General features: G+C 74.1%; 20 protein-coding genes. 13 read left to right on the top strand and 7 right to left on the bottom strand.

The genetic code is table 11. The annotated features are described in order from the left end of the window. The first annotated feature begins 2 nt into the window (after window positions 1-2). Window positions 3-2,156, top strand: coding sequence for a serine/threonine-protein kinase (locus IE286_RS24835; RefSeq protein WP_189798997.1), 2,154 nt, complete (start codon window positions 3-5; stop codon window positions 2,154-2,156). Between the two features lie 96 nt (window positions 2,157-2,252). On the opposite strand, the gene IE286_RS24840 is transcribed toward IE286_RS24835, so the two are convergent. Beyond that, complete coding sequence (locus IE286_RS24840; protein ID WP_189798998.1) at window positions 2,253-3,002, bottom strand: SLATT domain-containing protein; 750 nt, start codon at window positions 3,000-3,002, stop codon at window positions 2,253-2,255. Between the two features lie 281 nt (window positions 3,003-3,283). Between IE286_RS24840 and IE286_RS24845 the strand changes: the two genes are divergently transcribed. The 7 genes from IE286_RS24845 to IE286_RS24875 all read left to right on the top strand — a co-directional run bounded on the left by IE286_RS24845 (window position 3,284) and on the right by IE286_RS24875 (window position 10,172). Beyond that, complete coding sequence (locus IE286_RS24845; protein WP_189798999.1) at window positions 3,284-3,628, top strand: YbaB/EbfC family nucleoid-associated protein; 345 nt, start codon at window positions 3,284-3,286, stop codon at window positions 3,626-3,628. 131 nt (window positions 3,629-3,759) lie between these two features. Further along, window positions 3,760-4,359 (top strand): recombination mediator RecR, encoded by a 600-nt coding sequence (gene recR / locus IE286_RS24850; RefSeq protein WP_189799000.1) that lies wholly within the window; start codon window positions 3,760-3,762, stop codon window positions 4,357-4,359. Beyond that, window positions 4,352-5,038, top strand: coding sequence for a DUF5063 domain-containing protein (locus tag IE286_RS24855; RefSeq protein ID WP_189799001.1), 687 nt, complete (start codon window positions 4,352-4,354; stop codon window positions 5,036-5,038). Before recR ends, IE286_RS24855 begins: the two co-directional genes overlap by 8 nt. 263 nt (window positions 5,039-5,301) lie before the next feature. Further along, on the top strand, window positions 5,302-6,579 hold the full coding sequence (locus tag IE286_RS24860; protein WP_189799002.1) for an aspartate kinase: 1,278 nt from the start codon (window positions 5,302-5,304) through the stop codon (window positions 6,577-6,579). Window positions 6,580-6,622: 43 nt separating this feature from the next. Further along, window positions 6,623-7,717: an aspartate-semialdehyde dehydrogenase gene (locus IE286_RS24865; RefSeq protein ID WP_189799003.1), complete on the top strand. Its 1,095-nt coding sequence runs from the start codon at window positions 6,623-6,625 to the stop codon at window positions 7,715-7,717. A gap of 440 nt (window positions 7,718-8,157) precedes the next feature. Continuing rightward, window positions 8,158-8,742 (top strand): SigE family RNA polymerase sigma factor, encoded by a 585-nt coding sequence (locus tag IE286_RS24870; protein ID WP_189799022.1) that lies wholly within the window; start codon window positions 8,158-8,160, stop codon window positions 8,740-8,742. A 347-nt stretch (window positions 8,743-9,089) separates the two neighbouring features. Next, the gene (locus IE286_RS24875) at window positions 9,090-10,172 is read left to right on the top strand and encodes a hypothetical protein (RefSeq protein ID WP_229863658.1); all 1,083 of its coding nucleotides are present in this window, start codon (window positions 9,090-9,092) and stop codon (window positions 10,170-10,172) included. Between the two features lie 65 nt (window positions 10,173-10,237). On the opposite strand, the gene IE286_RS24880 is transcribed toward IE286_RS24875, so the two are convergent. Beyond that, on the bottom strand, window positions 10,238-11,035 hold the full coding sequence (locus IE286_RS24880; RefSeq protein WP_189799004.1) for an SURF1 family protein: 798 nt from the start codon (window positions 11,033-11,035) through the stop codon (window positions 10,238-10,240). A 154-nt stretch (window positions 11,036-11,189) separates the two neighbouring features. Between IE286_RS24880 and IE286_RS24885 the strand changes: the two genes are divergently transcribed. Next, on the top strand, window positions 11,190-13,067 hold the full coding sequence (locus IE286_RS24885) for a S9 family peptidase (RefSeq protein ID WP_189799005.1): 1,878 nt from the start codon (window positions 11,190-11,192) through the stop codon (window positions 13,065-13,067). Between the two features lie 88 nt (window positions 13,068-13,155). Here IE286_RS24885 and IE286_RS24890 read toward each other — a convergent pair whose 3' ends face one another. After that, window positions 13,156-15,099: an NAD(P)-binding protein gene (locus tag IE286_RS24890; RefSeq protein ID WP_189799006.1), complete on the bottom strand. Its 1,944-nt coding sequence runs from the start codon at window positions 15,097-15,099 to the stop codon at window positions 13,156-13,158. A gap of 466 nt (window positions 15,100-15,565) precedes the next feature. Here IE286_RS24890 and IE286_RS24895 point away from each other — a divergent pair, with 466 nt between their 5' ends. The 4 genes from IE286_RS24895 (at window position 15,566) to IE286_RS24910 (ending at window position 18,564) form a co-directional block, all read left to right on the top strand. Continuing rightward, window positions 15,566-15,829, top strand: a complete 264-nt coding sequence (locus IE286_RS24895; protein WP_189799024.1) for a hypothetical protein — start codon at window positions 15,566-15,568, stop codon at window positions 15,827-15,829. Window positions 15,830-16,126: 297 nt separating this feature from the next. After that, entirely contained in the window at window positions 16,127-16,438 is a 312-nt protein-coding gene (locus tag IE286_RS24900) for a hypothetical protein (RefSeq protein WP_189799007.1), read from the top strand. A 102-nt stretch (window positions 16,439-16,540) separates the two neighbouring features. Then, window positions 16,541-16,834, top strand: coding sequence for a hypothetical protein (locus IE286_RS24905; protein WP_189799008.1), 294 nt, complete (start codon window positions 16,541-16,543; stop codon window positions 16,832-16,834). Between the two features lie 197 nt (window positions 16,835-17,031). Further along, window positions 17,032-18,564, top strand: a complete 1,533-nt coding sequence (locus IE286_RS24910) for a hypothetical protein (protein WP_189799009.1) — start codon at window positions 17,032-17,034, stop codon at window positions 18,562-18,564. Window positions 18,565-18,686: 122 nt separating this feature from the next. On the opposite strand, the gene tatA is transcribed toward IE286_RS24910, so the two are convergent. The 4 genes from tatA to IE286_RS24930 form a co-directional block, all read right to left on the bottom strand. Further along, window positions 18,687-18,905: a Sec-independent protein translocase subunit TatA gene (gene tatA, locus IE286_RS24915; protein ID WP_189799010.1), complete on the bottom strand. Its 219-nt coding sequence runs from the start codon at window positions 18,903-18,905 to the stop codon at window positions 18,687-18,689. 158 nt (window positions 18,906-19,063) lie between these two features. After that, window positions 19,064-20,839 (bottom strand): LCP family protein, encoded by a 1,776-nt coding sequence (locus IE286_RS24920; protein ID WP_189799011.1) that lies wholly within the window; start codon window positions 20,837-20,839, stop codon window positions 19,064-19,066. A gap of 217 nt (window positions 20,840-21,056) precedes the next feature. Continuing rightward, on the bottom strand, window positions 21,057-23,711 hold the full coding sequence (gene mgtA / locus IE286_RS24925; protein ID WP_189799012.1) for a magnesium-translocating P-type ATPase: 2,655 nt from the start codon (window positions 23,709-23,711) through the stop codon (window positions 21,057-21,059). Beyond that, entirely contained in the window at window positions 23,704-24,066 is a 363-nt protein-coding gene (locus IE286_RS24930) for an ArsR/SmtB family transcription factor (RefSeq protein ID WP_189799013.1), read from the bottom strand. Before IE286_RS24930 ends, mgtA begins: the two co-directional genes overlap by 8 nt. Window positions 24,067-24,136: the final 70 nt, after the last annotated feature.

The following is a 24,136-nucleotide window of genomic DNA, read 5'->3' on the forward strand; positions in this document are numbered from 1 at the left end:
GCATGGGGGCAGGAGACCCGCTGGGGCCGGGCGGGCAGATCCGAGGAAGCGTCGGCAGCTACCGGCTGCTGACCAGGCTCGGGTCCGGCGCCATGGGGCAGGTGTTCCTGGCCCGCTCCGACCGGGGCCGCACCGTCGCCGTGAAACTGGTCCGGCAGGAGCTGGCGCGGCAGGAGGAGTTCCGGGCCCGGTTCCGGCAGGAGGTGCGGGCCGCGCGGCGGGTCGGCGGCCCGTGGACGGCGCCGGTGCTGGACGCGGACACCGAGGCCGACGTGCCCTGGGTGGCCACCGGATACGTCGCCGGGCCCAGTCTGCAGCGCGTCGTCGGACACGACCACGGCCCGCTGCCCGAGCGGTCGGTGCGCATCCTCGCCGCCGGTCTCGCGGGCGCCCTGCAGGACATCCATGCCGCCGGGCTGGTGCACCGCGATCTCAAGCCGTCCAACGTGCTGGTCACCATCGACGGCCCACGCGTGATCGACTTCGGGGTCGCGCGGGCCCTGCAGACCGTCACCGACGGCGGGCTCACCCGGACCGGCGCCCTGGTCGGCTCGCCCGCCTTCATGGCGCCCGAGCAGGTGCGCGGCGAACGGATCACGCCCGCCTGCGACGTGTTCAGCCTCGGCTCGGTGCTCGCCTACGCGGCGACGGGCGTCCTGCCCTTCGGCACCGCCGACAGCGGGGTGCACGCGCTGATGTTCCGCATCGCGCAGGAGGAACCGGACCTGCGGGCCGTGCCCGAGAGCCTCGCCGACCTGGTGGGCGCCTGCCTGCGCAAGGACCCGGCGGCCCGGCCGAGCGTGGCCGAGATCGTCGAGCGCAGCGGCGCCGGGGACACGGTGGCCGATGGACGGCTGCGCGACCCGTGGCTGCCGAGCGCCCTGGTCGCCCAGCTCGGGCGGCACGCGGTCCAGCTGCTGGACACGGAGAACCCGGCCGGGCCGGGCCCGGCCCCGGGCGGGGCGGAAGAGCAGCGGGCGGCGGATGCGCCCCAGGCCGCCGTGGGGTCCGGGGCGGCTCCGCGCCCCGCCGCCGCGCAGGAACGGGCCGCCGACGGCACCGGCGCGCCGCGGGCTGCCGCAGCGCCGGGTGCCTCGGCGCCGGATGACGTGCCGTTCGCGGGGCCGTCGGGTGGTGCGCCGTCTGCGGGTCAGCAGGGCGCCGCGCCGTCCGCCGCCCGGCCGGGCGGCGTCCCCTTCGCCGGTCAGCCGGGTGCCGCTCAGCCGGGTGCCGCTCAGCCGGGCGCTGCCGGTCCGCACGCGTCGGTCCCTCACGCCCGCACCCCGGTCGGCGGCAGCCAGCCCGCGCCAGGCCGGTCCACGCCCGCGCAGGCGGCCCCGCAGCAGCCGGCGCCCACCGGGCCCACCGCGCCCTCCGCCCCGCCGTCCGGGCACCGTCCGCCTCCGTACGCGGCGGCACCGCCGTACGGGTCCGTGCAGCAGCCCGCCGGGCACGGCCACCCGCATCCGCCGCAGGGCGGCCCCGGGGTGGCGCCGCCGTACCACGGCACCCACGCCGGCTCCCCGACGCCGTACAGCACACCGGCCGGCCCCTCGGCGGGCGGGGCGGCCGGGCAGCAGCCGCGCCGCGGCGGACGGTCCACGGCGCTCCTGGTCGCGGCCGCGCTGGTCGTCGCGCTCGGCTCGGGCGGCGCGGTGTACGCGCTGATGCGCGGGGGCACCGGCGGCAGCGACGACACGGCCGTCCCCGGCCCGTCCCCGGCCGTCACCGCGGCGCACACCACCGGCCCCGGCCCGTCGTCCACTCCCTCGGCATCCCCCTCGCCCTCACCGTCGGACGGGGCGATCCCCTCCGCGTACCTCGGCACCTGGACGACGACGATCACCAACGCCTACGGCGACAACCCGCGCCGGCTGACCCTGAGCCAGGGCGCGGTCGGGGACACCGTGCTCACCCTGGTCGCCGACGGCCCCACCGACGGCGGCGGGTCCTACCACTGCGTGTTCCAGGCCCCGCTCACCCGGGCGCCGGGCGGCGACGGAACCCTGGAGATCGGGCCGTCCACGGTCACCGTGGGCAAGGACAGCCCGGCCTGCCGGCCCGGTGAGGCGAGCCAGGTATCGCTGCTGCCGGACGGCAGACTGCGCCGGGTGAACACCACGACCGGCGAGGGCCTCGTCTACCGCAAGGACTGAACGAGCCGGGACGGACCGGATGGGCCTGGAGGGCCGGACGAGCCGGGGCCGCACCGCGCACGGCGGCGCTGCCCCCGGCCCGCTCCGGGCCGTCGCTCACCGCGCGTCCGGCGGCCGCTGCCGGGGCATGTTCGGCCGCGCACTCCCCGGCGGCAGCGTGGCGCGCCCGTGGCCGGCGGGCACCTCCGGACGGGTGCCGCCGGCCGGCACGGTCCACTGCGGTCCCGTCGGGACGGGACCGGCCCGGAACTGCACCATCCAGTCGGCGGTCTCCGTCCGCACCAGCTCGGTGACGTCCTCCGAGAACCGCCGCAGCACGCCCAGACACCGTTCGGCGGCCTCCCCGGCCGTGCCCTCGGCCGGCCCCAGCACCTCCCGCACGCTCTCCACCGCCCAGTCGAACTGGAGCGCCTGCAGCCGCCGCTGCACGGCCTGCGCGGTCGCCATGTCCCGCATCCATCCCGAGGTCACGCCGAAGAACCGGTCGGCCGCCACACAGCCCACAGCCAGCAGCAGCGCCAGATACCCCCACGGGGCGGCCCCGCCCACCGCTCCGGCCAGGTCGAGCAGCGGCAGGCCTGCCCCGGTCAGCGCGCCCGCCGCGGCCCCGCAGCGCAGCGCCCGCGCCGCGCGCCGCTTCCACATGCGCCCGGCCAGGTACCAGGCGACGGTGTCCAGCGCCCGGCGCTCCACCCACCGGTACAGCTCCTCCAGCCGTTCGGCCGGCCGGCCCCAGTCGCCGAGCGGCAGCGGCCGCCCGGTCAGATCGCCCGGCCGGGGCCCGGCCGCCCCGTCCCCCCGCTCGTCCCGAGGCGGACGTTCGGGCTGCTTCTCCGGCTGACCCACCCGGCACTCCCTACCGATCACCGTCGCGGCCCGCCCCGGGACCGCGGCGCCGGGACGCTTGGCTGACACGCCGGACCCCTTCCTACCCCCGGGAGGGTGGAGGCGTGGAGGGAAATACGGCATTTCCGCCCGGAAGAGGGCGTCGGGCAGCCAGGGGACACGCCCGTGCCTCACCCGGAAGAGTGGCGGCGCGCGGTCCGCCCGGACCACGTAGGCTCGTGCCAGCGGGGTCACCCGGAACGGTCCCCGCCCGGATGCCCGTACGAGAGCAGGAGCCGATCGTGATTCCCGGTGGTGGCCAGCCCAACATGCAGCAGCTGCTCCAGCAGGCCCAGAAGATGCAGCAGGACCTGCAGCGGGCCCAGGAGGAACTGGCGCGTACGGAGGTCGACGGCCAGGCGGGCGGCGGCCTGGTCAAGGCCACCGTCACCGGCGCCGGCGAGCTGCGCGCCCTGAAGATCGACCCGAAGGCGGTGGACCCGGAGGACACCGAGACCCTCGCGGACCTGATCGTGGCGGCCGTGCACGCGGCCAACGAGAACGCCCAGACGCTGCAGCAGCAGAAGCTCGGCCCGCTGGCCCAGGGCCTGGGCGGCGGCAGCGGCATCCCCGGGCTGCCCTTTTGAACCCGGAGCCGGATCCGGGCCTGGCCCCGGGCCCTGATACCCGGCCCTGATCCCCGGGCCGCCTTTCTGAGGGGCCGCCGGGCCACTACGGTTTTGAGACGAAGCAACACGCGGGAAGGGACGGCAGTCCGGTGTACGAAGGCGTGGTCCAGGACCTGATCGACGAGCTGGGGCGGCTGCCCGGCGTCGGTCCCAAGAGCGCCCAGCGGATCGCCTTCCACATCCTGCAGGCGGAACCGACGGACGTGAAGCGGCTCGCGCAGGCGCTGCTGGAGGTCAAGGAGAAGGTCCGCTTCTGCGCGACCTGCGGCAACGTCGCACAGGAGGAGCTGTGCGCGATCTGCCGTGACCCCCGGCGCGACGCGTCCGTCGTCTGCGTGGTCGAGGAACCCAAGGACGTCGTCGCCATCGAGCGCACGCGCGAGTTCCGCGGCCGGTACCACGTGCTCGGCGGCGCGATCAGCCCGATCGAGGGCGTGGGCCCGGACGACCTGCGCATCCGGGAGCTGCTGGCCCGCCTGGCGGACGGCACGGTCACGGAGCTGATCCTGGCCACGGACCCGAATCTCGAAGGCGAGGCCACGGCCACGTACCTCGCCCGGATGATCAAGCCCATGGGCCTGAAGGTCACCCGCCTGGCCAGCGGCCTCCCGGTGGGTGGCGACCTGGAGTACGCGGACGAGGTCACCCTCGGCCGTGCCTTCGAGGGGAGACGACTGCTCGATGTCTGATGCCACGCTGCACGCGGCCGGCCGGAACCCGGACGACTTCGCGGTCCAGATCGCCGACCAGATCGAGAGCTTCCTCGTCGCGGTCACCGAGGTCGCCAAGGGCGACGAGCCCGACTCCGCGATCCCCTTCCTCCTGCTGGAGGTCTCCCAGCTGCTGCTGGCCGGCGGCCGGCTCGGCGCGCACGAGGACTTCGTCCCCGACGAGCGCTGGGAACCCGACCTCGGCCCGGAGCAGGACGCGGACGCCCTGCGGGAGAACCTCGCCCGGCTGCTGGAGCCGGTCGACGTCTACTCCGAGGTGTTCGACCCCTACGAGCCGCGCAAGGCCCCGGTGCCGGCCCGTCTCTCCGACGACCTCGCCGACGTCGTCACCGACCTGCGTCACGGCATGGCCCACTACCGGGCCGGGCGCACCACCGAGGCCCTGTGGTGGTGGCAGTTCTCCTACTTCTCCAACTGGGGCCCCACCGTCTCCGCCGTGCTGCGCGCCCTGCAGTCCGTCGTCATCCACGTCCGGCTCAACCAGCCGCTGGAGGAACTGGACGGCCTGGACACCGACCAGGGCATGGGCGACGAGACCCTGGAGTTCGAGGCGGGCAAGGTCATGGCGCGGGAGATCGCGGGTCCGCTGGGCCTGCGCCGCGAGCGCGAGCAGTCCCGCCGGCGCCCCGGCGCCTGAGGGGGCGCGCACACCGGCGCGAAGCCGTTCCGCGTGCCGCCGTCCCCGGCGGGCGGTGGCCTGAACGCCTCCTCGTGTCTGTGACCCCGGCCACGTTCCGCGTGGGCTCCCGTCCCCGGGGCATGAGTCGTCGTGAACGACGGGCGGCCGGGACATCTCACCATGCGATACCGCAGGGGGAAATTTCGGACGCTCGATAAACTGAGCCGACCGCACCGCATATGCACCGGTGCGACAGAAACGTAACTGAGCGAGGAGCGCACGTGGGCCTTGTCGTGCAGAAGTACGGAGGCTCCTCCGTTGCGGATGCCGAAGGCATCAAGCGCGTCGCCAAGCGGATCGTGGAAGCGAAGAAGAACGGCAACGACGTGGTCGTGGTCGTTTCCGCGATGGGCGACACGACGGACGAGCTGATCGATCTCGCGGAGCAGGTCTCCCCCATGCCTGCCGGCCGCGAGCTCGACATGCTGCTGACCGCCGGAGAACGGATCTCCATGGCCTTGCTGGCCATGGCGATCAAAAACCTCGGGCACAAAGCCCAGTCGTTCACCGGCAGCCAGGCAGGCGTCATCACCGACTCGGTCCACAACAAAGCCCGGATCATCGACGTCACGCCCGGCCGCATCCGGACCGCGCTGGACGAGGGCAACATCGCCATCGTCGCCGGTTTCCAGGGCGTCAGCCAGGACAAGAAGGACATCACCACGCTGGGGCGCGGCGGCTCCGACACCACGGCCGTCGCCCTGGCCGCGGCCCTCGACGCCGAGGTGTGCGAGATCTACACCGACGTCGACGGCGTGTTCACCGCCGACCCGCGCGTGGTGAAGAAGGCCCGGAAGATCGACTGGATCTCCTTCGAGGACATGCTGGAGCTGGCGGCCTCCGGGTCCAAGGTGCTGCTCCACCGCTGCGTGGAGTACGCCCGCCGCTACAACATCCCGATCCACGTCCGCTCCAGCTTCAGCCCGTTGCAGGGCACGTGGGTCAGCAGCGAGCCGATCGAGCAAGGGGACAAGAAGGTGGAGCAGGCCATCATCTCCGGTGTCGCGCACGACACCTCCGAGGCCAAGATCACGGTCGTCGGCGTGCCGGACAAGCCGGGCGAGGCGGCCGCCATCTTCCGCACGATCGCCGATGCCGAGATCAACATCGACATGGTCGTGCAGAACGTGTCCGCCGCCGCCACCGGTCTGACGGACATCTCCTTCACCCTGCCGAAGTCCGAGGGCCGCAAGGCCATCGACGCGCTGGAGAAGAATCGTCCCCGCATCGGCTTCGAGTCGCTGCGCTACGACGACCAGATCGGCAAGATCTCCCTGGTCGGCGCGGGCATGAAGACCAACCCCGGGGTCACCGCGGACTTCTTCACCGCGCTGTCCGACGCGGGCGTGAACATCGAGCTGATCTCGACCTCCGAGATCCGTATCTCGGTCGTCACCCGCAAGGACGACGTGCCGGAGGCCGTGCGCGCCGTGCACACCGCCTTCGGGCTCGACTCCGACAGCGACGAGGCCGTCGTCTACGGCGGCACCGGACGATGACCACCGGCTCCGCCCGCACCGCCGCCCGCGGAGGCGTGCGGCGATGACCGGGCGACCGGCGCTCGCGGTCGTGGGAGCGACCGGAGCCGTCGGCACCGTCCTGCTCCAGATCCTGTCCCAGCGGGCGGACATCTGGGGCGACATCCGCCTGATCGCCTCCCCGCGTTCGGCCGGCCGCAAGCTGACCGTGCGCGGGGAGGAGGTCGAGGTGATCCCGCCCGGCGACGAGGCGTTCGACGGGGTGGACATCGCCCTGTTCGACGTGCCCGGTGAGGTCGCCGCGCGCTGGGCGCCCGTGGCCGCGGCCCAGGGCGCGGTGGTGGTCGACAACTCCGGCGCGTTCCGCGGACAGGACGGGGTGCCGCTGGTGGTGCCCGAGATCAACCCGCACGCGGCACGGCAGCGTCCGCGTGGGATCGTCACCGGCCCCGGTGCCCTCACCCTCACCCTGATCGTCGCGGTGGGCGCGCTGCACGCCGAGTTCGATCTGCGGGAGCTGACCGTCTCCGCCTGCCTCGCGGTCAGCGGCGCCGGACACGCGGGCGTCGCGGCGCTGCGCCGGCAGCTGTCCCAGGTGGCCGGCACCGACCTGGGCACCGCCCCCGGTGACGTCCGGCGGGCCGTCGGCGACGACACCGGCCCGTTCGGCGAACCGGTCGCGCTGAACGTGGTGCCCTGGGCCGGGACGCTGTGCGAAGAGGGCTGGTCCTCACAGGAGATGGCGCTGCGGGAGGAGACCCGCGCGATCCTCGGCCTGCCCCGTCTCCCGGTCGCCGTGACCTGCGTCCGTGTCCCCGTGATCACCGGGCACTCGGTGGCGGTGCACGCCCGCTTCGAGAACGAGGTCAGCGCCGACCGGGCACGCGAGATCCTGGCCACGGCACCCGGCGTGGTGCTGTGCGACGACCCGGCCGCCGGCGAGTGGCCCGCGCCGGCCGACGTGGTGGGCACCGACCCGACCTGGGCCGGCCGGGTGCGTCGGGCACTGGACGACCCCACCGCGCTGGAGCTGTTCGTCTGCGGTGACAACCTGCGCAAGGGTGCCGCGCTCAACATGGTCCAGCTCGCCGAACTCGTCGCCGCCGGCACGGACGACGCACGGGGGCGCGGGCCCGGCCCCGGCACACCCCCTTTGTAGGATCTGGGGACACCGTGCGGGCGGGCCGACGGTCCGTCACCACGTGCGCCGCGCTGCCTCGGCGTCCGAAGAACACCCTCCCCGTTCACCGCAACCGAGCGGCGGACGGGGCGCGTCTCAGTGATCACCCTTCGGGGGCGTGAGGGCGCGGCGGGGCATGGGGATGCCCCGGTCATGTCACGACACAGGGGAAGAGCGGGACGCATGAGGGCATGGGAGACAGCGTCTGGTGGGCTGCCCGAGGCGACGAGGCCGCCGGCGCCACCAGAAGCACTCGCCACGACAGCGCTGCCCGGTCCGTACAACCCCCGGTGGCGGCGGGGCGTCCAACTGACGTGGCAGAGGTACTCGATGTCGGCGCCGCGCACCGCGGCCCCGTGCTGCACGCGCCCCGGGCGCTCCGCCCGCGGCTGCGCGTCGCTTCCGGTCCGGCCGGCGGCATGCCGGTGATCGCGCCCATGCCCGCTGCGCGGCCTGCCCGCATACCCACCCAGCGCGACGGCGCCGAGGAGACCGCGGCGGTCGGCACCACGGTCGACCACCTCACCGAGACGTACCGCGCCCACTACCGTTCGCTGCTCGGCCTGGCCGCGCTGCTTCTGGACGACACCGCGTCCTGCGAGGACGTCGTGCAGGAGGCGTTCATCCGGGTGCACTCGGCCCGGCGGCGGGTCCGCGACCCGGAGAAGACGCTCGCCTATCTGCGGCAGACCGTGGTCAACCTGTCCCGCTCGGCGCTGCGCCGGCGCATCCTCGGCCTGAAGCTGCTGTCCAAGCCGATGCCGGACATGGCCAGCGCTGAGGAGGGCGCCTACGAGCAGCTGGAGCGCGACGGTCTGATCCAGGCGATGAAGGGCCTGCAGCGGCGGCAGCGCGAGGTGCTGGTGCTGCGCTACTTCGCGGACATGACCGAGGCCCAGGTCGCCAAGACGCTCGGGATATCGGTCGGTTCGGTGAAGGCGTACGGCTCGCGCGGCATCGCGGCCCTGCGGATAGCCATGGACGCGAAGGAGGCGCGGCGATGAGCGGGCCCGCTGAGGGGCGTGCGGCGCGCCCGCGCCGCGCCGCCGGCGCGCCCGGAGCACCGGCGGGTTCCGAGCGCCCGCGGGACAGCGGCGGGACACGGCCCGCCGGGACCGGCGGCACGCACCCGGCACAGCGGGACGGGACGGACGAGCGGCCGCGGGACGGCACCCGGTCACGGGACGACGCGCGGCCGGGGGACGAGGCACGTCCGCGGCCGTCCGGGGACGCGGCCCCGCCCCGGTCCGGCGCCCCGGGGGACGCCCGGCCCCCGCTCGGCGGCCCAAACCCGCTGCCGCAGGCGCCGCGCGACGCAGCGCCGCACGACACGACGCCACCGCACGCTGGGATGCAGGACGTGAACCACGGCCCCGACGACCCGGCTCCCGACGGGTTCGGCCCGGACGAGCTGGCCTTGCGCAGGCTGCTGCACGAGGCGGTCCGGGACGTCGAGCCGCGCGAGGACGCGCTGGAGCGGCTGCGGCGCGCCGTGCCCCAGCGGCGGGCCCGCAGGCGTCAGGCGGTGGTGGGCATGGCGGCCGCCGCCCTGTTCCTCGGCACGGCCGTTCCCGCCCTCGTGCACGTCTCCGACCAGGGCGGCGCCGAGGCGGAACCGGCGATGGCCGGACGGGTCGCGCAGTCCCAGGGCGGCACCGGCCCGGGCAAGGAGGCCGACGGCGGGGCGAGCCTCATCGGCGGTCCCTCGGCCGCGCCCGCCGAGCACGGCACGGACGACGCGACGACGCACCGCCCGCCCATGGCGGACAGCACCCCCGGCCTCACCGTCTCCGAAGGCGTCACGGCCGGCCCCTCGGTCTCCGCCGCCGGTGTCCCGCAGTGCACCGGGGCCCAGCTGGGCTCCGCCACCGCCACGGTCGGCACCCCCGACGGCACCGGCGTGGTCCAGGGCACCTTCCGCGTCGCCAATGTCTCCGGCACCAGCTGCACCGTCACCGGTCCGGGCACGCTGACCACGCACGCCCGGGGTGCCGCCGACGCCAGCAGGATCAGCGTGGTGCCGCACACCTCCGGTGACGCCAGCGGGCTGCCCGACGCGGCCGACGAGGTGTCCGGCCTGGTGCTGGCGCCGGGGGCGGCGTACGAGGTGAAGTTCGCGTGGGTGCCGTCGGAGACCTGCTCGTCCGTCCCGGGCGGCGGCAGCACCGGCTCGGGCGGCAGCGGCTCCGGCGGCGAGACCGGCGGCCCGTCGCCCGGTCCCTCCCCGAGCCAGGACACCGGCGCCGGCGCGGGCGCGGCCCCGGGCGCCGACCAGGGGGGCAGCGCGCCGCAGCTGACGGGCCGGGGCGGCAAGGCGAACGGCAGCGTCGAGGTGTCCCACACCCCGGAGACGGGGGCGCCGACGGTCTCGGCGACGGTTCCGGGCGCCTGCGCGGGCACGGTCTACCGTACGGGGGTGCTGCCGGTCTCGTAGCGGTGGCCGGCGCGACGTCCCGGGCCGGGCCCGGCCTCGGGGGCGTGCCGCGCCGTGCGACGGGGTCAGACCGCCGCGGTCCGCTGCTCCTCGGCGCCGGGTGTCTCCGGGGCCAGCCCCAGCTCCGCGTCCCGGGCGGCCTCCACCTCGCGGCGCAGCAGCCGGAACCACATGAAGACGACGAACCCGGCGAAGACGAACCACTCGCCGGTGTAGCCGAGGTTCTGGAACGCCTTCAGGTCCAGCCCGCTGCCCTGCGGGGCCTTCGCCGGGACGGTCTTCATCCCGGCATCGGCGGCGTCGAGCGTGATCCACGCGTCGTAGACGCCGTAGGGCACCAGGTTGACCAGGGACGCGGCGCTGATCACGGAGGTCTGCCCGGAGGGCAGTCCGCTGCGGGCGGTGACGCCGTCGTCACCGGGGGACTCGGAGGCCTGCAGCACACCGGTGACCGTGACCCGGCCGGAGGGCGGGGCCGGCGCCTTCGCGGTGTCGGCGGACCCGGGCAGCCAGCCGCGCACGACCGGCAGCGCCTTGCCGGAGTCGGTGCGCAGCAGCGTCAGGACGTAGTAGCCCCGCTTGCCGTCCAGCTCACGGTCGGGGACGAGCAGCTGCGTGGCGTACCGGCCGGTCGCGGTGGTCCGGCGGCCCACCGTCTCCTTGCCGACGGGCAGCAGCTTCTCCAGCGGCCGCGGAGTCTCGGTGCGGGCCGACGCCGCCCGCTCGGTCTCGCCCCGGTGGTCCCGCACATGCGACTCGAACCGGCTCAGCTGCCAGGTCCCCATGAAGACGCACAACGGGATCGCGAGCAGAGCGAAGACGTTGATGCCCCACCAGCGGGGCGTCAGCAGAAACCGGTACACGCCTCCAACGGTACGGCCCCGCCGGGCGCGGCCCGAGCGCGGGGGTGGAAGTTTTCCACAGGTTGGTGATCGCCGGCCCGCTGTCCCGAGCGCTTTTCCACAGGCTGGGGACGCGAGGCGACGCGTCGTCGGTGCGGACAGGCACTATGGGGCCATGACTGAGAGCAACGGGGCCGCAGCCGCGGACCAGCGGGACGACCGGGACGAACGGAACGAGACGAACGTACAGGACCGGCAGCGACCGGCCGGACAGATGCCGGACTGGGAGAAGCGCTTCCGGGCCCCCCGGGTGTCGCTGCCCGAGTGGGCCGAGGACGCCCCGGCGCGCTGTCTGTTCGTGTCGAACGCCACGGGGACGTACGAGCTGTACGCCTGGGACCGGACGACCGGCGAGCAGCGGCAGGCGACCGACCGGCCGAACGGCACGACGGACGGCACGCTGTCCCCGGACGGCGCGTGGATCTGGTGGTTCGACGACAAGGACGGCGACGAGTTCGGCATCTGGCGCCGCCAGCCGTTCACCGGCGGCCCGGACGAGCCGGCCGTGCCGGGCCTGGAGCCGTCTTATCCGGCGGGCCTCGCCCTCGGCCGTGACGGGCGCACGGCCGTGGTGGGCCGCTCCACCGACGAGGACGGCACCACGATCCACCTGGCACGGCTGGACTCGGGCGAGCCGCCGGTGGAGATCTACCGGCACCGCGAGTCGGCCGGGGTCGGCGGGCTGTCGCACGACGGCACGCTCATCGCGATCGAGCACACCGAGCACGGCGACGCCATGCACTCGGCGATCCGCGTCCTGCGCCCGGACGGCTCCGCGGTCGCCGAGCTGGACGACACCCGCGGCGGCACGGTGGAGCTGGGCCTGGAGGTGCTGGGCTTCGCCCCCGTCGACGGGGACACCCGCCTGCTGATCGGGCACCAGCGCCGGGGCCGCTGGGAACCCGCGGTCTGGGACGTGGCCACCGGCGAGGAGACGGACCTGGCGCTCGACCTGCCCGGCGACGTCAGCGCCGAGTGGTACCCGGACGGCAGCGGCCTGCTCGTGGTGCACAGCTACGAGGCCCGCAGCGAACTGTTCCGCTACGACTTCGCGAGCCGCGAGCTGACCCGGATCCCCACCCCGCCCGGCACGGTGTCCGCGGCCACGGCCCGGCCGGACGGCACCGTGGAGTACCTGTGGTCCTCGGCGGCCGAGCCGGCCGTGGTCCGCTCCACCGCCGGCCGGGTGGTCCTGGACCCGCCGGGGATGAAGTGCCCCGGTTCGGTCCCCGTGGAGGACGTGTGGGTGGAGGGCCCCGGCGGCCGCATCCACGCCCTGGTCCACAAGCCGCGCGGCGCCACGGGACCGCTGCCCACCGTGTTCGACATCCACGGCGGCCCCACCTGGCACGACAGCGACTCCTTCGCCGCGGGCCCGGCTGCCTGGGTGGACCACGGCTACGCGGTGGTCCGCGTCAACTACCGCGGCTCCACGGGCTACGGCCGCGCCTGGACGGACGCGCTCAAGCACCGGGTGGGCCTGATCGAGCTGGAGGACATCGCCGCGGTGCGCGAGTGGGCGGTCTCCTCCGGGCTCGCCGACCCCGAGCGGCTGATCCTCACCGGCGGCTCCTGGGGCGGCTACCTCACGCTGCTGGGCCTGGGCACCCAGCCGGAGGCGTGGACGCTGGGCATCGCCGCCGTCCCGGTCGCCGACTACGTCACGGCGTACCACGACGAGATGGAGGCACTGAAGGCGATGGACCGCACCCTGCTGGGCGGCACCCCGGAGGAGGTCCCCGAGCGCTTCGAAGCGTCCTCCCCGCTCACCTACGTCGACCAGGTCAAGGCCCCGGTCTTCATCTCGGCCGGTGTCAACGACCCCCGCTGCCCGATCCGGCAGATCGAGAACTACGTCAAGCGTCTCGAGGCCCGGGGCGCGGTCCACGAGGTCTACCGCTACGACGCCGGCCACGGCTCCCTGGTCGTCGACGAACGCATCAAGCAGGTCCGCCTGGAACTGGACTTCGCCGCCCGTCACCTGCCGAAGTGACACGGCGGCGGCCGCCCCCGGGCCCGGCCGCGCGTCACATGCCGCGCGCGGGCCGGACCGGGGACGGTGCCGGGGCGGATCCCTCAGGTCACCGGCGCGTCCGCTCCGGGCCCTGCCGCCTCATCAGTTCCGCCAGGCCGCGCCGCGTGGCCGCCAGCACCACCCGGTCCTCCGTGCGGAGCACATAGGTGCCGGGCAGGTTCCACACCAGCCGCGTGCCCGGAGGGGACGCGGCGCCCGCAGCCGCGTCCGGCTCCGTGCCCGCCGGATCCAGGCCCTGGTCGTCCTGCGCCCCCACGTCCAGCGCCAGCACCCGCCAGAACCCGGGCCGGAAGGCCTCCGCGACCGTCCGCCCCTCCAGCTGCGGATGCCCGGCCACCTCCATGGCCGCGAACAGCAGCACCCGCCGCTCCACCGGGATCGCCCCGAGGATCTGCCGCCCGAACATCGCCCCGGCGAACGCGGGCGCCGCCAGGTGCGTCACGCTCCGGCTCCGCGTCAGCGCGTGCGGATACGCGGCGCGCAGGGTGCGGTACACCGCGGTCGCGAAGTCGTCGTCGTACAGCCGCAGCACCACGCGCAGGTCGGGCCGCACCGTGCGGGCGTACAGCACCGCCTCCAGGTTGGTGGTGTCGGCGCTGGTCACCGCGAGCAGCGCGCGGGCGCGGTGGATCTTGGCGGACTCCAGCACGCCTTCCTGGGTGACGTCGCCGAGCACCACCGGCACCCGCAGCCGCCGTGCCGTCGCCATGCCGCGGGCGTCGGGGTCCGACTCCACGCACACCACCGGGATGCGCAGCTCGTGCAGCCGGGTCAGCACCCGGGTGCCGATCTTGCCCAGCCCGAGCAGCACCACGTGCCCGCTGAGCCCGCGCGGCGGCTTGCGCAGCGCGGACGCCGTCCGGAAGGTCCCCAGCGCCTCCAGCACCGCGGCCAGCAGCACCGGAAGCAGCAGCAACCCGGCGAGCCCGGACAGCAGTTGGAGCACCTGCCGCCCCACCGGCTCGCCCAGCGCCGGCTCGTCGATGGCGAACAGGTCGAGCAGGGTCAGATACAGCGCGCCCAGCGGATGCACCCCGGTCACCCGCCACAGCGCCACCGCGAGCGCCAGCACGCACGCCGCCAGACCCGCCGCCGACCACCGCAGCCGGCGGGAGAACAGCGAGGCGAGCGGAAGCACCATCCCGCCCGCGCGTCTCCTCGGCGGGGACTGCTCGACGTCGCCGTAGGGGACCTGCTCCAGCACCACCGTCGCGCGCCCGGTGGCCGCGCGCACCTCCGCGTCGTCCGGCAGCAGTCGGGGCCGCTGTTCGCCGCTGTCCTCGGAGCCGTCCGCTCCGGCCGGGTCGCTGCTGGTCGCCGACAGCAGCGCCACGGTGCACAGCCCCGGGTCGGCGACTTCCCCCTCGGCGGGCGGCGGCCGCTCGACCGCGCGCAGCAGCAGCCCGTCGGTCTGCACGACCTTGCTGGTCCCGGCGACGGCGGTGGCGACCAGCGCGGGCGCGGCGGTGTCGGCGTCGGACAGCACGGTGGTGGAGGCGTCACCGGGCTGCAGGGTCCCGTCGCCCTGGGCCGCGAGGGCGGCCGCCTGGTCGAGGAGTTCCTGAATGTGCTGGCCGAGCCGCCGGTTGTACAGCCGCAGCACGAGCCGCAGTTGCGGGTTGAGCCGGCGCGCGGTGAGCGCCGCACGGATGTTGGTCTCGTCGTCCTCGTACACCAGGGCCAGCGCGGACGCCTGCTGCACACCCGCGTCCTCGAGCACCTGCTCCGACAGCTCGGCCGCCTCCACCAGGCGGTCCGCGTCCCGGCCGGGTTGCCCGGCGTCCGCCGGTCCGCCGCCGCTGCCGCCCCGGTTCACGGCCACGCTGACCACCCGGTCCAGCAGCGCCGAGGCCGTGCGCACGCGGCCGACCACGGGAGGCCGTACCGTGCGCTGACGGGGCGGCACCACCAGCGTGACCTGCTGGCGGTACATGCCGCGCAGCTCCGCGGCCAGCCGGTGCGCGAGCCCGTCGTCACCGCACACCACCATGTGTGCGCCCCCGTTCGCCGGCGCACCACCCTGATACGGAACGCTCCTCACATGAGGAAAGACTGCCCTACGCAGACGGGTGGTTCCAGACCGTTACCGCCCCGGCCTGCGACGACGGCCTCCGGCGGCGTCCCGCGGTCCTGTCGTCCGGTACGGCGCGTCGTCCGCACATACCGGGCACATCTGTCTATCGTGGGCACCGCGTTCTTGTTCCTCGCAGTGTTCTCCCGGGAAGGCGCTTCCCCTGCTGCCCGGCATCCCGCACCGACGCGGGATGCCGGGCAGTCGTACGACGGCCTTCTGATTCCGGGGCGCTTTCACTCTTTCGCCGTCGTGTGTGTGGCGCACGAGGGGATGCTCGCAATCCGTTCGGCTCAATAATATGACCGGCCCCCGTGTTCCGCTGATAAGCCTGATTCTGCGGGCGCCTTCCGTCTGCCCGTACAAGAACGCGAAAAGGAGACCCATGTCTGCCATCAGCTTTGCGGAACTCGAGGGCCTGACCGGTGAACTGCTTCCCGAGCGGGCCGTGCTCTCCACGGTGAACCCCTTCGGCGCCATGGGCGGTCACGGCCACGGCGGTCACGGCGGTCACGGCGGTCATGACCACGGTGGCCACGGCGGCCATGGCGTGCACCATGGCGTGGTGGTGACCTCGGCCTGCCAGGCGGTCGCGAGCCACCACAGTGCCACTTTGGCCTGCATTCCCGCCTCCACCGTGGTGTTCTGAGCGGGCCAGCTCCGCGGGAACGTTCCTCCGTGCGCAGGCGGCCGTGCCCGGTGCCGGCGCGGCCGCCTGCACCGGTGACGGCGGGTGGTGACAGGGCCAGAGAAATACGGGTGAATTCCCGTGCGAGCGCCCCGCAGAGGGTCCGGAATTATTAACAGACTCGTCGTTTCTCTTCGGTGGTGTGAATCCGTCAGGTCGCTGACGTGGGGATTGGGATTTCGCGTTTCCTTCGTGCTAAACATTCCCCTGCGAGGCGGGAAGAGCTGCCTCGTGGAAACCATCCGAGAGGAAACATTCATGTCTGCTGTCAGCCTGGAGGAGCTCGGCAACCTGTCGGGCGAAGTGCTGCCCGAGCGCTCCGTGCTGTCCACCGTGGTTCCGTTCAACAACTGGGGTGGCGGTGCCGGCCACGACGGTGGCGCCAGCTCGAGCAGCTCGGCTCTCGCGCTGGGTGGTCACGGCGACCACCACAGCGTCGTGACGAACTCGGCCTGCCAGAGCACCTCGACCATCACCGGCGGCCAGGGCCTGACGGGCGCGCTCGGCCTGGGTTCGGAGTACCCGTACAACAACATCACCTGCGTGCCGGCGTCGACCGCCATCTCCTGACCGAGCTCCGGGCGTCGGGGGCTGCCGGATTCGCCGGCCCCCGACGCCCGGCTTCGCTGCGGACCCTGGCGTGCACGCCCTTGGCGTGCAGAGAGGAAGAGCATGTCTGCCGTCAGCTACGGGGAGCTCAACGAGCTCGGTGGGGAGCTGCTGCCGGAAAGGATGCTGCTGTCCATCATCGATGTTCACGTGGACAACAGCCGTCATTACACCTTCCCCGCACCGGCCAACGGCGGCGGGGGTGACGGCGGCGGGAGCACCGTCGTGTCCTACGCCTGCCAGGCGACCACTACTCAAGGGGGCGGTTACGGGCTGTTCGGCGCCCTCGGTCTGGGGCCCGGCCAGCCGAGCAGCAGCATGACCTGCGTGCCCGCATCCACCGTCGTCACGCACTGAGCCTGGCCCTCCCAGGCGTCATCCGCACCCGGGTGGTGCGTGCCCGCTGGGGAGACCCCGTCGTTGAACCGGTGAACACCGCTTCGCTCGCGCAGGTGGTGCCGTCGCGTCGCCGTCCGCCGGTCCCGTCCGGGTCAGCGGTGCGCAGGCGACGGCAGTGCCTGGCGCGGCCGGCTCCCCGATCTTGGGAAATCTCCATGTGTACGCGACATTCCGCACCGGGCCCGGACCACCTGCCCAGCCGTGCCACGGCGGTGCCCCGCCTCACCGAAGGGACCGAGCCGGTCGGTGAGTTCGAAGGTTCCGGGTACCGCACGCCTCCCCAGCTCGTCCAGCGCTTCGACGGCCAGGTCATCCAGCTCCCGCCCCTGCTCTACCAGGCCGTCCTGGCCCTGAAGAGGCAGTCCGCCCGGGCCGCGGACCGCGGAGCCGACAGCGTGCTGGCCCGCACCGCCGAGGACCTGAGCACCAGGACCGGCCGTCAGTTCGCCGCCGAACACGTGGTCTTCCTGCTGGATGAGAAACTCGCCCCGCTGGGCATCACCACCTACAGCGACGGCTCCCAGCCCGCGGTCGCCAAGGCCAACCCCTTCCTGGGACTGCGCTTCAGGGCCACCGTGCTCTCCGAGCGGGCCACCTGGTTCCTCAGCGGCCTGTTCTCCTGGCTGTACCACCCCGTCGCCCTGATCCTGTGCCTCACCGGCTTCCTCATCGCCGAGCTGTGGGTGTTCGCCATGGAGAGCCCGGGCCAGGCGATGGCCCGGGTGATGGCCGACCCCACCGGCGTGCTGATCGTGGCGCTGCTGACGCTCGCCTCCTCCGCCTTCCACGAGATGGGCCACGCGGCCGCCTGCCGCTACGGAGGTGTGGCGCCCGGCCACATGGGCTGCGGCATCTACCTGGTGTGGCCCGCCTTCTACACCGACGTCACCAACTCCTACCGGCTGGGCCGCGCCGGCCGCATCCGCACCGACCTCGGCGGTGTCTACTTCAACGGCCTGTTCGTCATCGGCCTGGTGCTGGTGTACCTGCGGACCGGCTCGCCCGTGCTCCTGGTCGCCGTCCTGGCCACCAACATGGAGATCGTGCAGCAGCTGCTGCCCACCCTGCGGTTCGACGGGTACTACATCGTCGCCGACCTGGTCGGCATCCCCGATCTGTTCAAGTACATCGGCCCCATCCTCAAGCGGTCCTTCCTGCGCCGGCCCGCGGACCAGCGGCTCGACGCCCTGAAACGCTGGCCGCAGCTGGTGGTCACGGTATGGGTGCTCACCGTCCTGCCGGCGCTGGCGTTCCAGCTCGGTCTCGTGCTCAGCCGGATGCCGGAACTCGCCACCACCGCCTGGCGCACCGCGGTGTCCCTGGCCGGCGACGCCACCGCCGACGACAGCTCGGTGCTGGCGGCGGTCACCTCCGGTCTGCAGATCCTGTTCCTGCTGCTGCCGCTCGTGGGCGCGCTGCTCGCCCTGTGGCAGCTGTCCGGTCTCGTCGTCCGTCTGGTGCGCAGGCGCCGGTCGCCCAGCGGGGAGCAGGAACGCGCAAGCGGCGGGATGCGGCCGAGGATGCCGGTGTCGTTCCTGCTGGGTGGCCTGGCCGTGTCCACCGTGCTGGCCGTCGGCGGATCGACCGGTCAGACGAAGGCCCCGCGCACGGCTGCCTCCGTGCGCGGCAGCGCCCCGCGGGATCCGCGCGACGACGAGTACGAGCTGATCTTCGAGGGGCTGCGGTAGGTCCCGCGCGAGGCCGAGTTCCCGTCCGGTCCGCCTCCCGGTGGCGGGCACATGGGCCGCGCCCAGCGGTGTGTGTCGGCCGTCGACGGCCGTTCACGGGGCGGAAAGCGGCTGTTCCTCCGTCAGCTCGCGGTCTCGCCCGGGGCCGGCGTGACCGCGCGGGGTGCGGGCTCGGCGGAGGCGGCGCCGTCGTCCTTCATCGCCTTGGCCTCGCTCCTGAGGATGCGCATCGACCGGCCCAGGCCGCGGGCGGCCTCCGGCAGCTTCTTGGAACCGAAGAGCACGACGAGCACGATCGCCACGATCAGCAGATGCCAGGGTTCCAGCCCGTTGCGCAGCATCCCGTTCACCCCTTCCTACGTTTGCGGACTTGCGCAACTGTACAGCTGCCGGGCCGACGGTGAGGGTGCGGACCCGGCTGCGGTGTCCCGGGACGCGGTCACCGTGCCGCGTGTCCGGCGGGTCCGGGCCGGGCGGGGCGCCGCCGGCCCGGACCCGCTCACTCGTCCGAGTCGGGCACGTCGCGTGCTGTCGCGTACGCCTGGGACGGCGTCATGGCCACCCCGTTCAGCGACACCGTCTTGTACGTGCTGACCTTCGCACAGGTCTTGGCCTGGTCGGCCGTCTGCGCGTGGGCGTCGGCGACCGCGGCCTTGGTGTCGGCGGGCGCGGGGGCGGAGCCGTCGTCCTGGCCGCCGTCGTCCGGATAGCTCGTGCCGTCGGTCCAGTCGCTGCCGATCACCAGGACCAGTCCGGTGCCGCTGCCCTGCTTTAGATGCGAGGACGGCAGCCCGAGCGCCTCGGCGACGGTCTGCGCCTCGGCCTTCTGGCCGGGCCCGTAGGTCAGGGTGGTGGCCGACGCCGGGCTGAGGGCGTTGCCCGTGCCGCCGCCGGAAGCGAAGCCCTGCCGGGCCAGCGCGTCGGCCACGGCGGCGGCGCGGCCGGTGATGCCGGTGCCGTTCTGCACGGTCACCGAGATCTGCGACGGGGGCACGGTCGCGGTGGGCGTCGGGCTGGGCGTGGCGGTCGCGGAGGCCGCCGCGGATTTCTTGCCGGACCCCGTGGTCAGGGACTGGTCGTGGGCGATGGTCGCGAAGAGCTCCTTGGCGCCCGGGCCCACCACCACCCGCTCGTCGTTGTTCGGGTCGGGGGCTGTCTGCATCGTGGTGAAGGTCATCCGCCGGGCGGGCACCTTGTTCACCTGGGCCGCCAGCGAGACCAGCTTCTTCACGCTGTCCAGGCCGTCGTCCACGGTCAGCGCCTTGGTCGCGGCGTCGGCCAGGGAGTACACCTTGGACGGGTCGGTGAGGGTGCCCGCGCTCTTGAACTTGCGCATCACCGCGCTGAGGAAGATGTGCTGGGAGACCGTGCGGCCCAGGTCGCTGCCGTCGCCGAAGCCGTGCCGGGAGCGGACGAACTGCAGCGCCGCCTCGCCCTTGAGGGTGTGTTCGCCCTTGGACAGCTTCAGGTGCGAGTAGGTGTCGTAGACGTCGTCGCTGACGCAGACGGAGACGCCGCCGACCGCGTCGGACATCTTCACCACACCGGAGAAGTCGAGCTTGATGAAGTGGTCGATGGGGATGCCGGTGAGCTGGTGGACGGTGGCCACCTGGCAGGCGGGGCCGTACTGCAGGGCGCTGTTGATCTGGCCGTAGTAGCCGGGTGTCGACCGGCCCGTCTCCTTGTCGGTGCAGGCCGGGATGTCGGTCATGGTGTCCCGGGGGATGCTCATGATGGTGGCGTTGGAGCGGTCGGCGGCTATGTGCACCACCATCTCCACGTCCGCGTTGCTGCCCTTTTGTATCCCGGTCTTCGAGCAGCCGCCGCCGAGTTTGCAGTCGGCGGCGTCGGTGCGGCCGTCCGAGCCCATGACCAGGATGTTGATCGGGGTGCGGCCGAACTCGTCCGCCGTCTCGGACCCGCCCATGCCGTCGAGCGCGACGCTGTCGATGTTGCCGTTGAGGTGGTCGTAGAACCACCAGCCCACGCCCGCGGTGACCACGATCAGCGCCGACAGGCAGATCGCGGCGATCTTCAGCAGCCGCCTGCCACGGCCCGCCGGCCGGGTCCGGCGACGCCGCGAGTGCGGGCCGCCCCGGTTGCGGGAGCCGGCCGTCCGGGCGGTGGCGTCGGGTGCGCGGGAGTCCCGGTCCCGGGACGCGGCCCTGCCGCCCGGCGGGCGCCTGCCGTCGGTGCCGGCCGTGCGCTGCCCGGGCACCTGGGCGGTGTGCCGGCGTGTGGCCGGGCCGCCCCGGCCGTCCCGCGGCTCCGTCATCTCCCACTCCCCTGAACGGTCGGTCCCACCGGACGTGGCCGTCGGGGCGCGGCCGGACATGCGCGGCGGTTGGTGGACCGGCGAAGCGCTCCCTCCCCGTCGCGCGCTCGCCGTACTTCGGTTGCGTGATTGCGCAATCTAACAAACCCGTGGACGGGCACGACAGCTCCGCACCCGGCGACCGGCCCCGGACCGCCGTCCGCGCCCGTGGGACATCTCACGCGTACCGCCGCTCGTACCGGCGCCGGGCCGCCGGCAGGCAGACGGCGTACAGCAGCAGGACCGCGGTGAGCAGGGCGTAGTACAGCGGCGGAAGGCCCGTCAGATGCAGGGCCGGGCCGAACGGCGACGGCGGAAGGGCCAGGCCGATGACGGCCAGCGCGGCCGCGGCCCAGGCGACGGGCCCCGGCCGCCCGAGGCGTCCGCGGCCCGCCGGCCGGTCCTGGGCGCCGCGGCCGCCGGCCCGCAGCAGCAGCATCACCAGCGCCTGGGTGAGCAGATTCTCGGTGAACCAGCCGGAGTGGAACACCGCCTCGGCGCTCCCCGTCACCCGTCCGCGCAGGGCCAGTCCGAGCACGGCGAACGTCGCCAGGTCGGCGACCGCGTTGAGCAGTCCGAACCCGGTGATGAACCGCAGCAGGGCCCCAGGGCGCAGCACCGTCGGCCTGCGCAGCACCGAGGAGGGCGGGCGGTCGTGGGCGAAGGCGAGCTGGGCAGCGTCGAAGCACAGGTTCTGGGCGAGGACCTGCGCCGGCAGCATCGGCAGGAACGGCAGCAGCAGCCCGGCGCACAGCATCGCGACGACGTTGCCGAGGTTGGAGGAGAGCGTGACGCGCAGATAGGTGGCGATGTTGCCGCCGGCGTGCCGGCCCGCCACCACCGCGTGCGCGACGGCGGTGAGGTCCTTCTCGGCGAGCACCACGTCGGCGCCCTCCCGGGTCACGTCGGAGGCCCCGCGCGGGGCGATGCCGACGTCGGCGGCGCGCAGCGCCGGCAGGTCGTTGACGCCGTCCCCGAGAAAGCCGACGGTGTGCCCGGCGGCCCGCAGTGCCCGGGTGACCCGCATCTTGTGCTCGGGCGTGCAGCGGGCGAAGACGGTCGTGCGGCCGGCCAGTGCGGGCAGGGCGGCGTCGCTGACGGCGTCGAGCCGGTCGGCGGTGACGACGTCGTCCGCTCCCACGGCGAGCCCCAGGTCGTGGCAGGCGCGCAGGGCCGTGCTCGGGTGGTCCCCGGTGAGCACCTTCACGGTCACCGCCCGGTCGGCGAGGTCCCGCAGCGCCTGGGCGGCGGTGGGGGCCAGGGCGTCCCGCAGGGTGACCAGGCCGCGGTAGGTCAGCCCGCGTTCGTCGGCGGGGGTGTAGCGGCGGGTGCCGGCCCGGCGTTCGGCGGTGGCCACCGCCAGGACGCGCAGCCCCCGGCCCGCCTGCCGTCCGGCGAGCGCGGCGAGCCGCTCGCGTTCGCCGTCGGTGAGCACGCAGCGCTCCAGGACGGCCTCGGGGTCGCCCTTGACGACGAGGGTGTGCGTGCCGAGCCGGCCGGGGGTGCGCACCACGGCCGTCGACAGCCGGCGGGCGGGATCGAACGGCACAGCCGCGACCCCGTCGTACGCCAGCATCTCGGCCTCCTCGGCCTGGTCCAGGACGGCCTCGTCCAGGGCGTCGGGGGCGGGCAGATCGGCCAGCTGCAGGGTCCACCAGGCGTTGACGGCGGCCCAGCGCAGCACCTGAGGGTCGTCGTCGCCGTCCGGGCCGAGGGAACCGTCGACGACCGGCCGGTCCTGGGTGAGGGTGCCGGTCTTGTCCACGCACAGCACGTCGACCGCGCCGAGGTCGTGCAGGGCGGGCAGCCGCTTGGCGATCACCCCGTGGGTGCGGGCCAGGACCGTCGCGCCGCGCGCCAGGCAGGTGGTGACCAGGACCGGCAGCATCTCCGGGGTCAGCCCGACCGCGACGGCGACGGCGAACGGCAGCGTCTCCAGGCCGCGCCCGTGCAGCGCGGCGTCGCACACCAGCACCACCGGCGGGACGAGCAGCATGAACCGGATCAGGATCCAGGACACGCCCTGCACACAGCGGTCGAAGGCGCTCGGCGCCCGCCGTGCGCCGGTGCGGGCGTGCGCGGCGGCGAACCGGGTGTGCGCGCCGGTCGCGGTGACGACGGCGGTGGCGCTGCCGGAGACCACGCTGCTGCCCTGGAAACAGCGGTGGGGCTGGTCGAAGACGCCGTCCGCGGTTCCGGCCGGGACGTCGCCCGCGCATTTGGCGACCGGGGCCGACTCGCCGGTCAGCGCCGACTGGTGCACCGTCAGCCCGTGTGCGCGCAGCAGCCGCACGTCCGCCGGGACCAGGTCGCCGGGCCCCAGCCGGACGACGTCGCCCGGGACCAGCTCCTCCACGGGCAGCTCCCGGCTGGTGGGCGCGGCGTCCGTGTCCGCGCGGCGCACCACCGTGGCGGTGGTGGCGACCAGCCGGCGCAGCGCGGCCGTGGACCGGTCCGCCCGGTGCTCCCCGGTGGCGCGCAGCGCACAGCTCACCGTGACCAGCAGCAGGATCACGCAGGCGGTGCCCCAGGCGAGGACGGCCTCCGAGACCAGGCCGAGGCAGAGCAGGACCGCGGTGAACGGGTCGCGCAGGCTGCGCACGAACAGCCGCGGCCAGCTCGCCGGCCGGCGCAGCGGCAGCTCGTTGGCACCACACCGGGCCAGCCGCCGCCAGGCCTCGTCCTCCGTCAGGCCGCGCGGGCCGGTGTCCAGCTGCCGCAGGACCTCCAGCACGGTCGGCTCGTGCACCGCTCCGGTGCGCTCGTCTCGGGACGCCGGCCATGTGCCGGGTGCCCGGCCGTGCTCTCCCGCGGACGCGGTGCTCTCAGCCACCGGTCCCGCGCAGCCGGTGCACCGGCACGGAGTTCTGTTGCGACCGTGCGGTCAGCTGACCGACCATCACACGCACCAGGGTCACGATGTCGGGGTCGTCGATGTAGTACACCTGCCGCCGGCCCTCCCGCCGGGACCGCACCAGCCCGGCCAGCTTCAGCTTGGCCAGGTGCTGGCTGACCGCGGGCAGCGCGCCGCCCACCCGGTGGGCGAGGTTGGTGACGTCGCTCTCGCCCTGCGACAGGGCCCACATCAGGTGCAGCCGGGCGGACGAGGCGAGCAGTCCGAACGCGGCGGCCGCTTCGGCCAGCACCTCGGCGGGCGGGTCCTCGAAGCCACCGGAGCCATCCGTCACAGCCCTCTCCCGTCCCCGCCCTCTTCACAGTTGACACACAATGCGCCCACCCATGGTAAGGGCGGGCCGC

The sequence above is a fragment of the Streptomyces thermodiastaticus genome (assembly GCF_014656135.1).
Lineage (GTDB): Bacteria > Actinomycetota > Actinomycetes > Streptomycetales > Streptomycetaceae > Streptomyces > Streptomyces thermodiastaticus.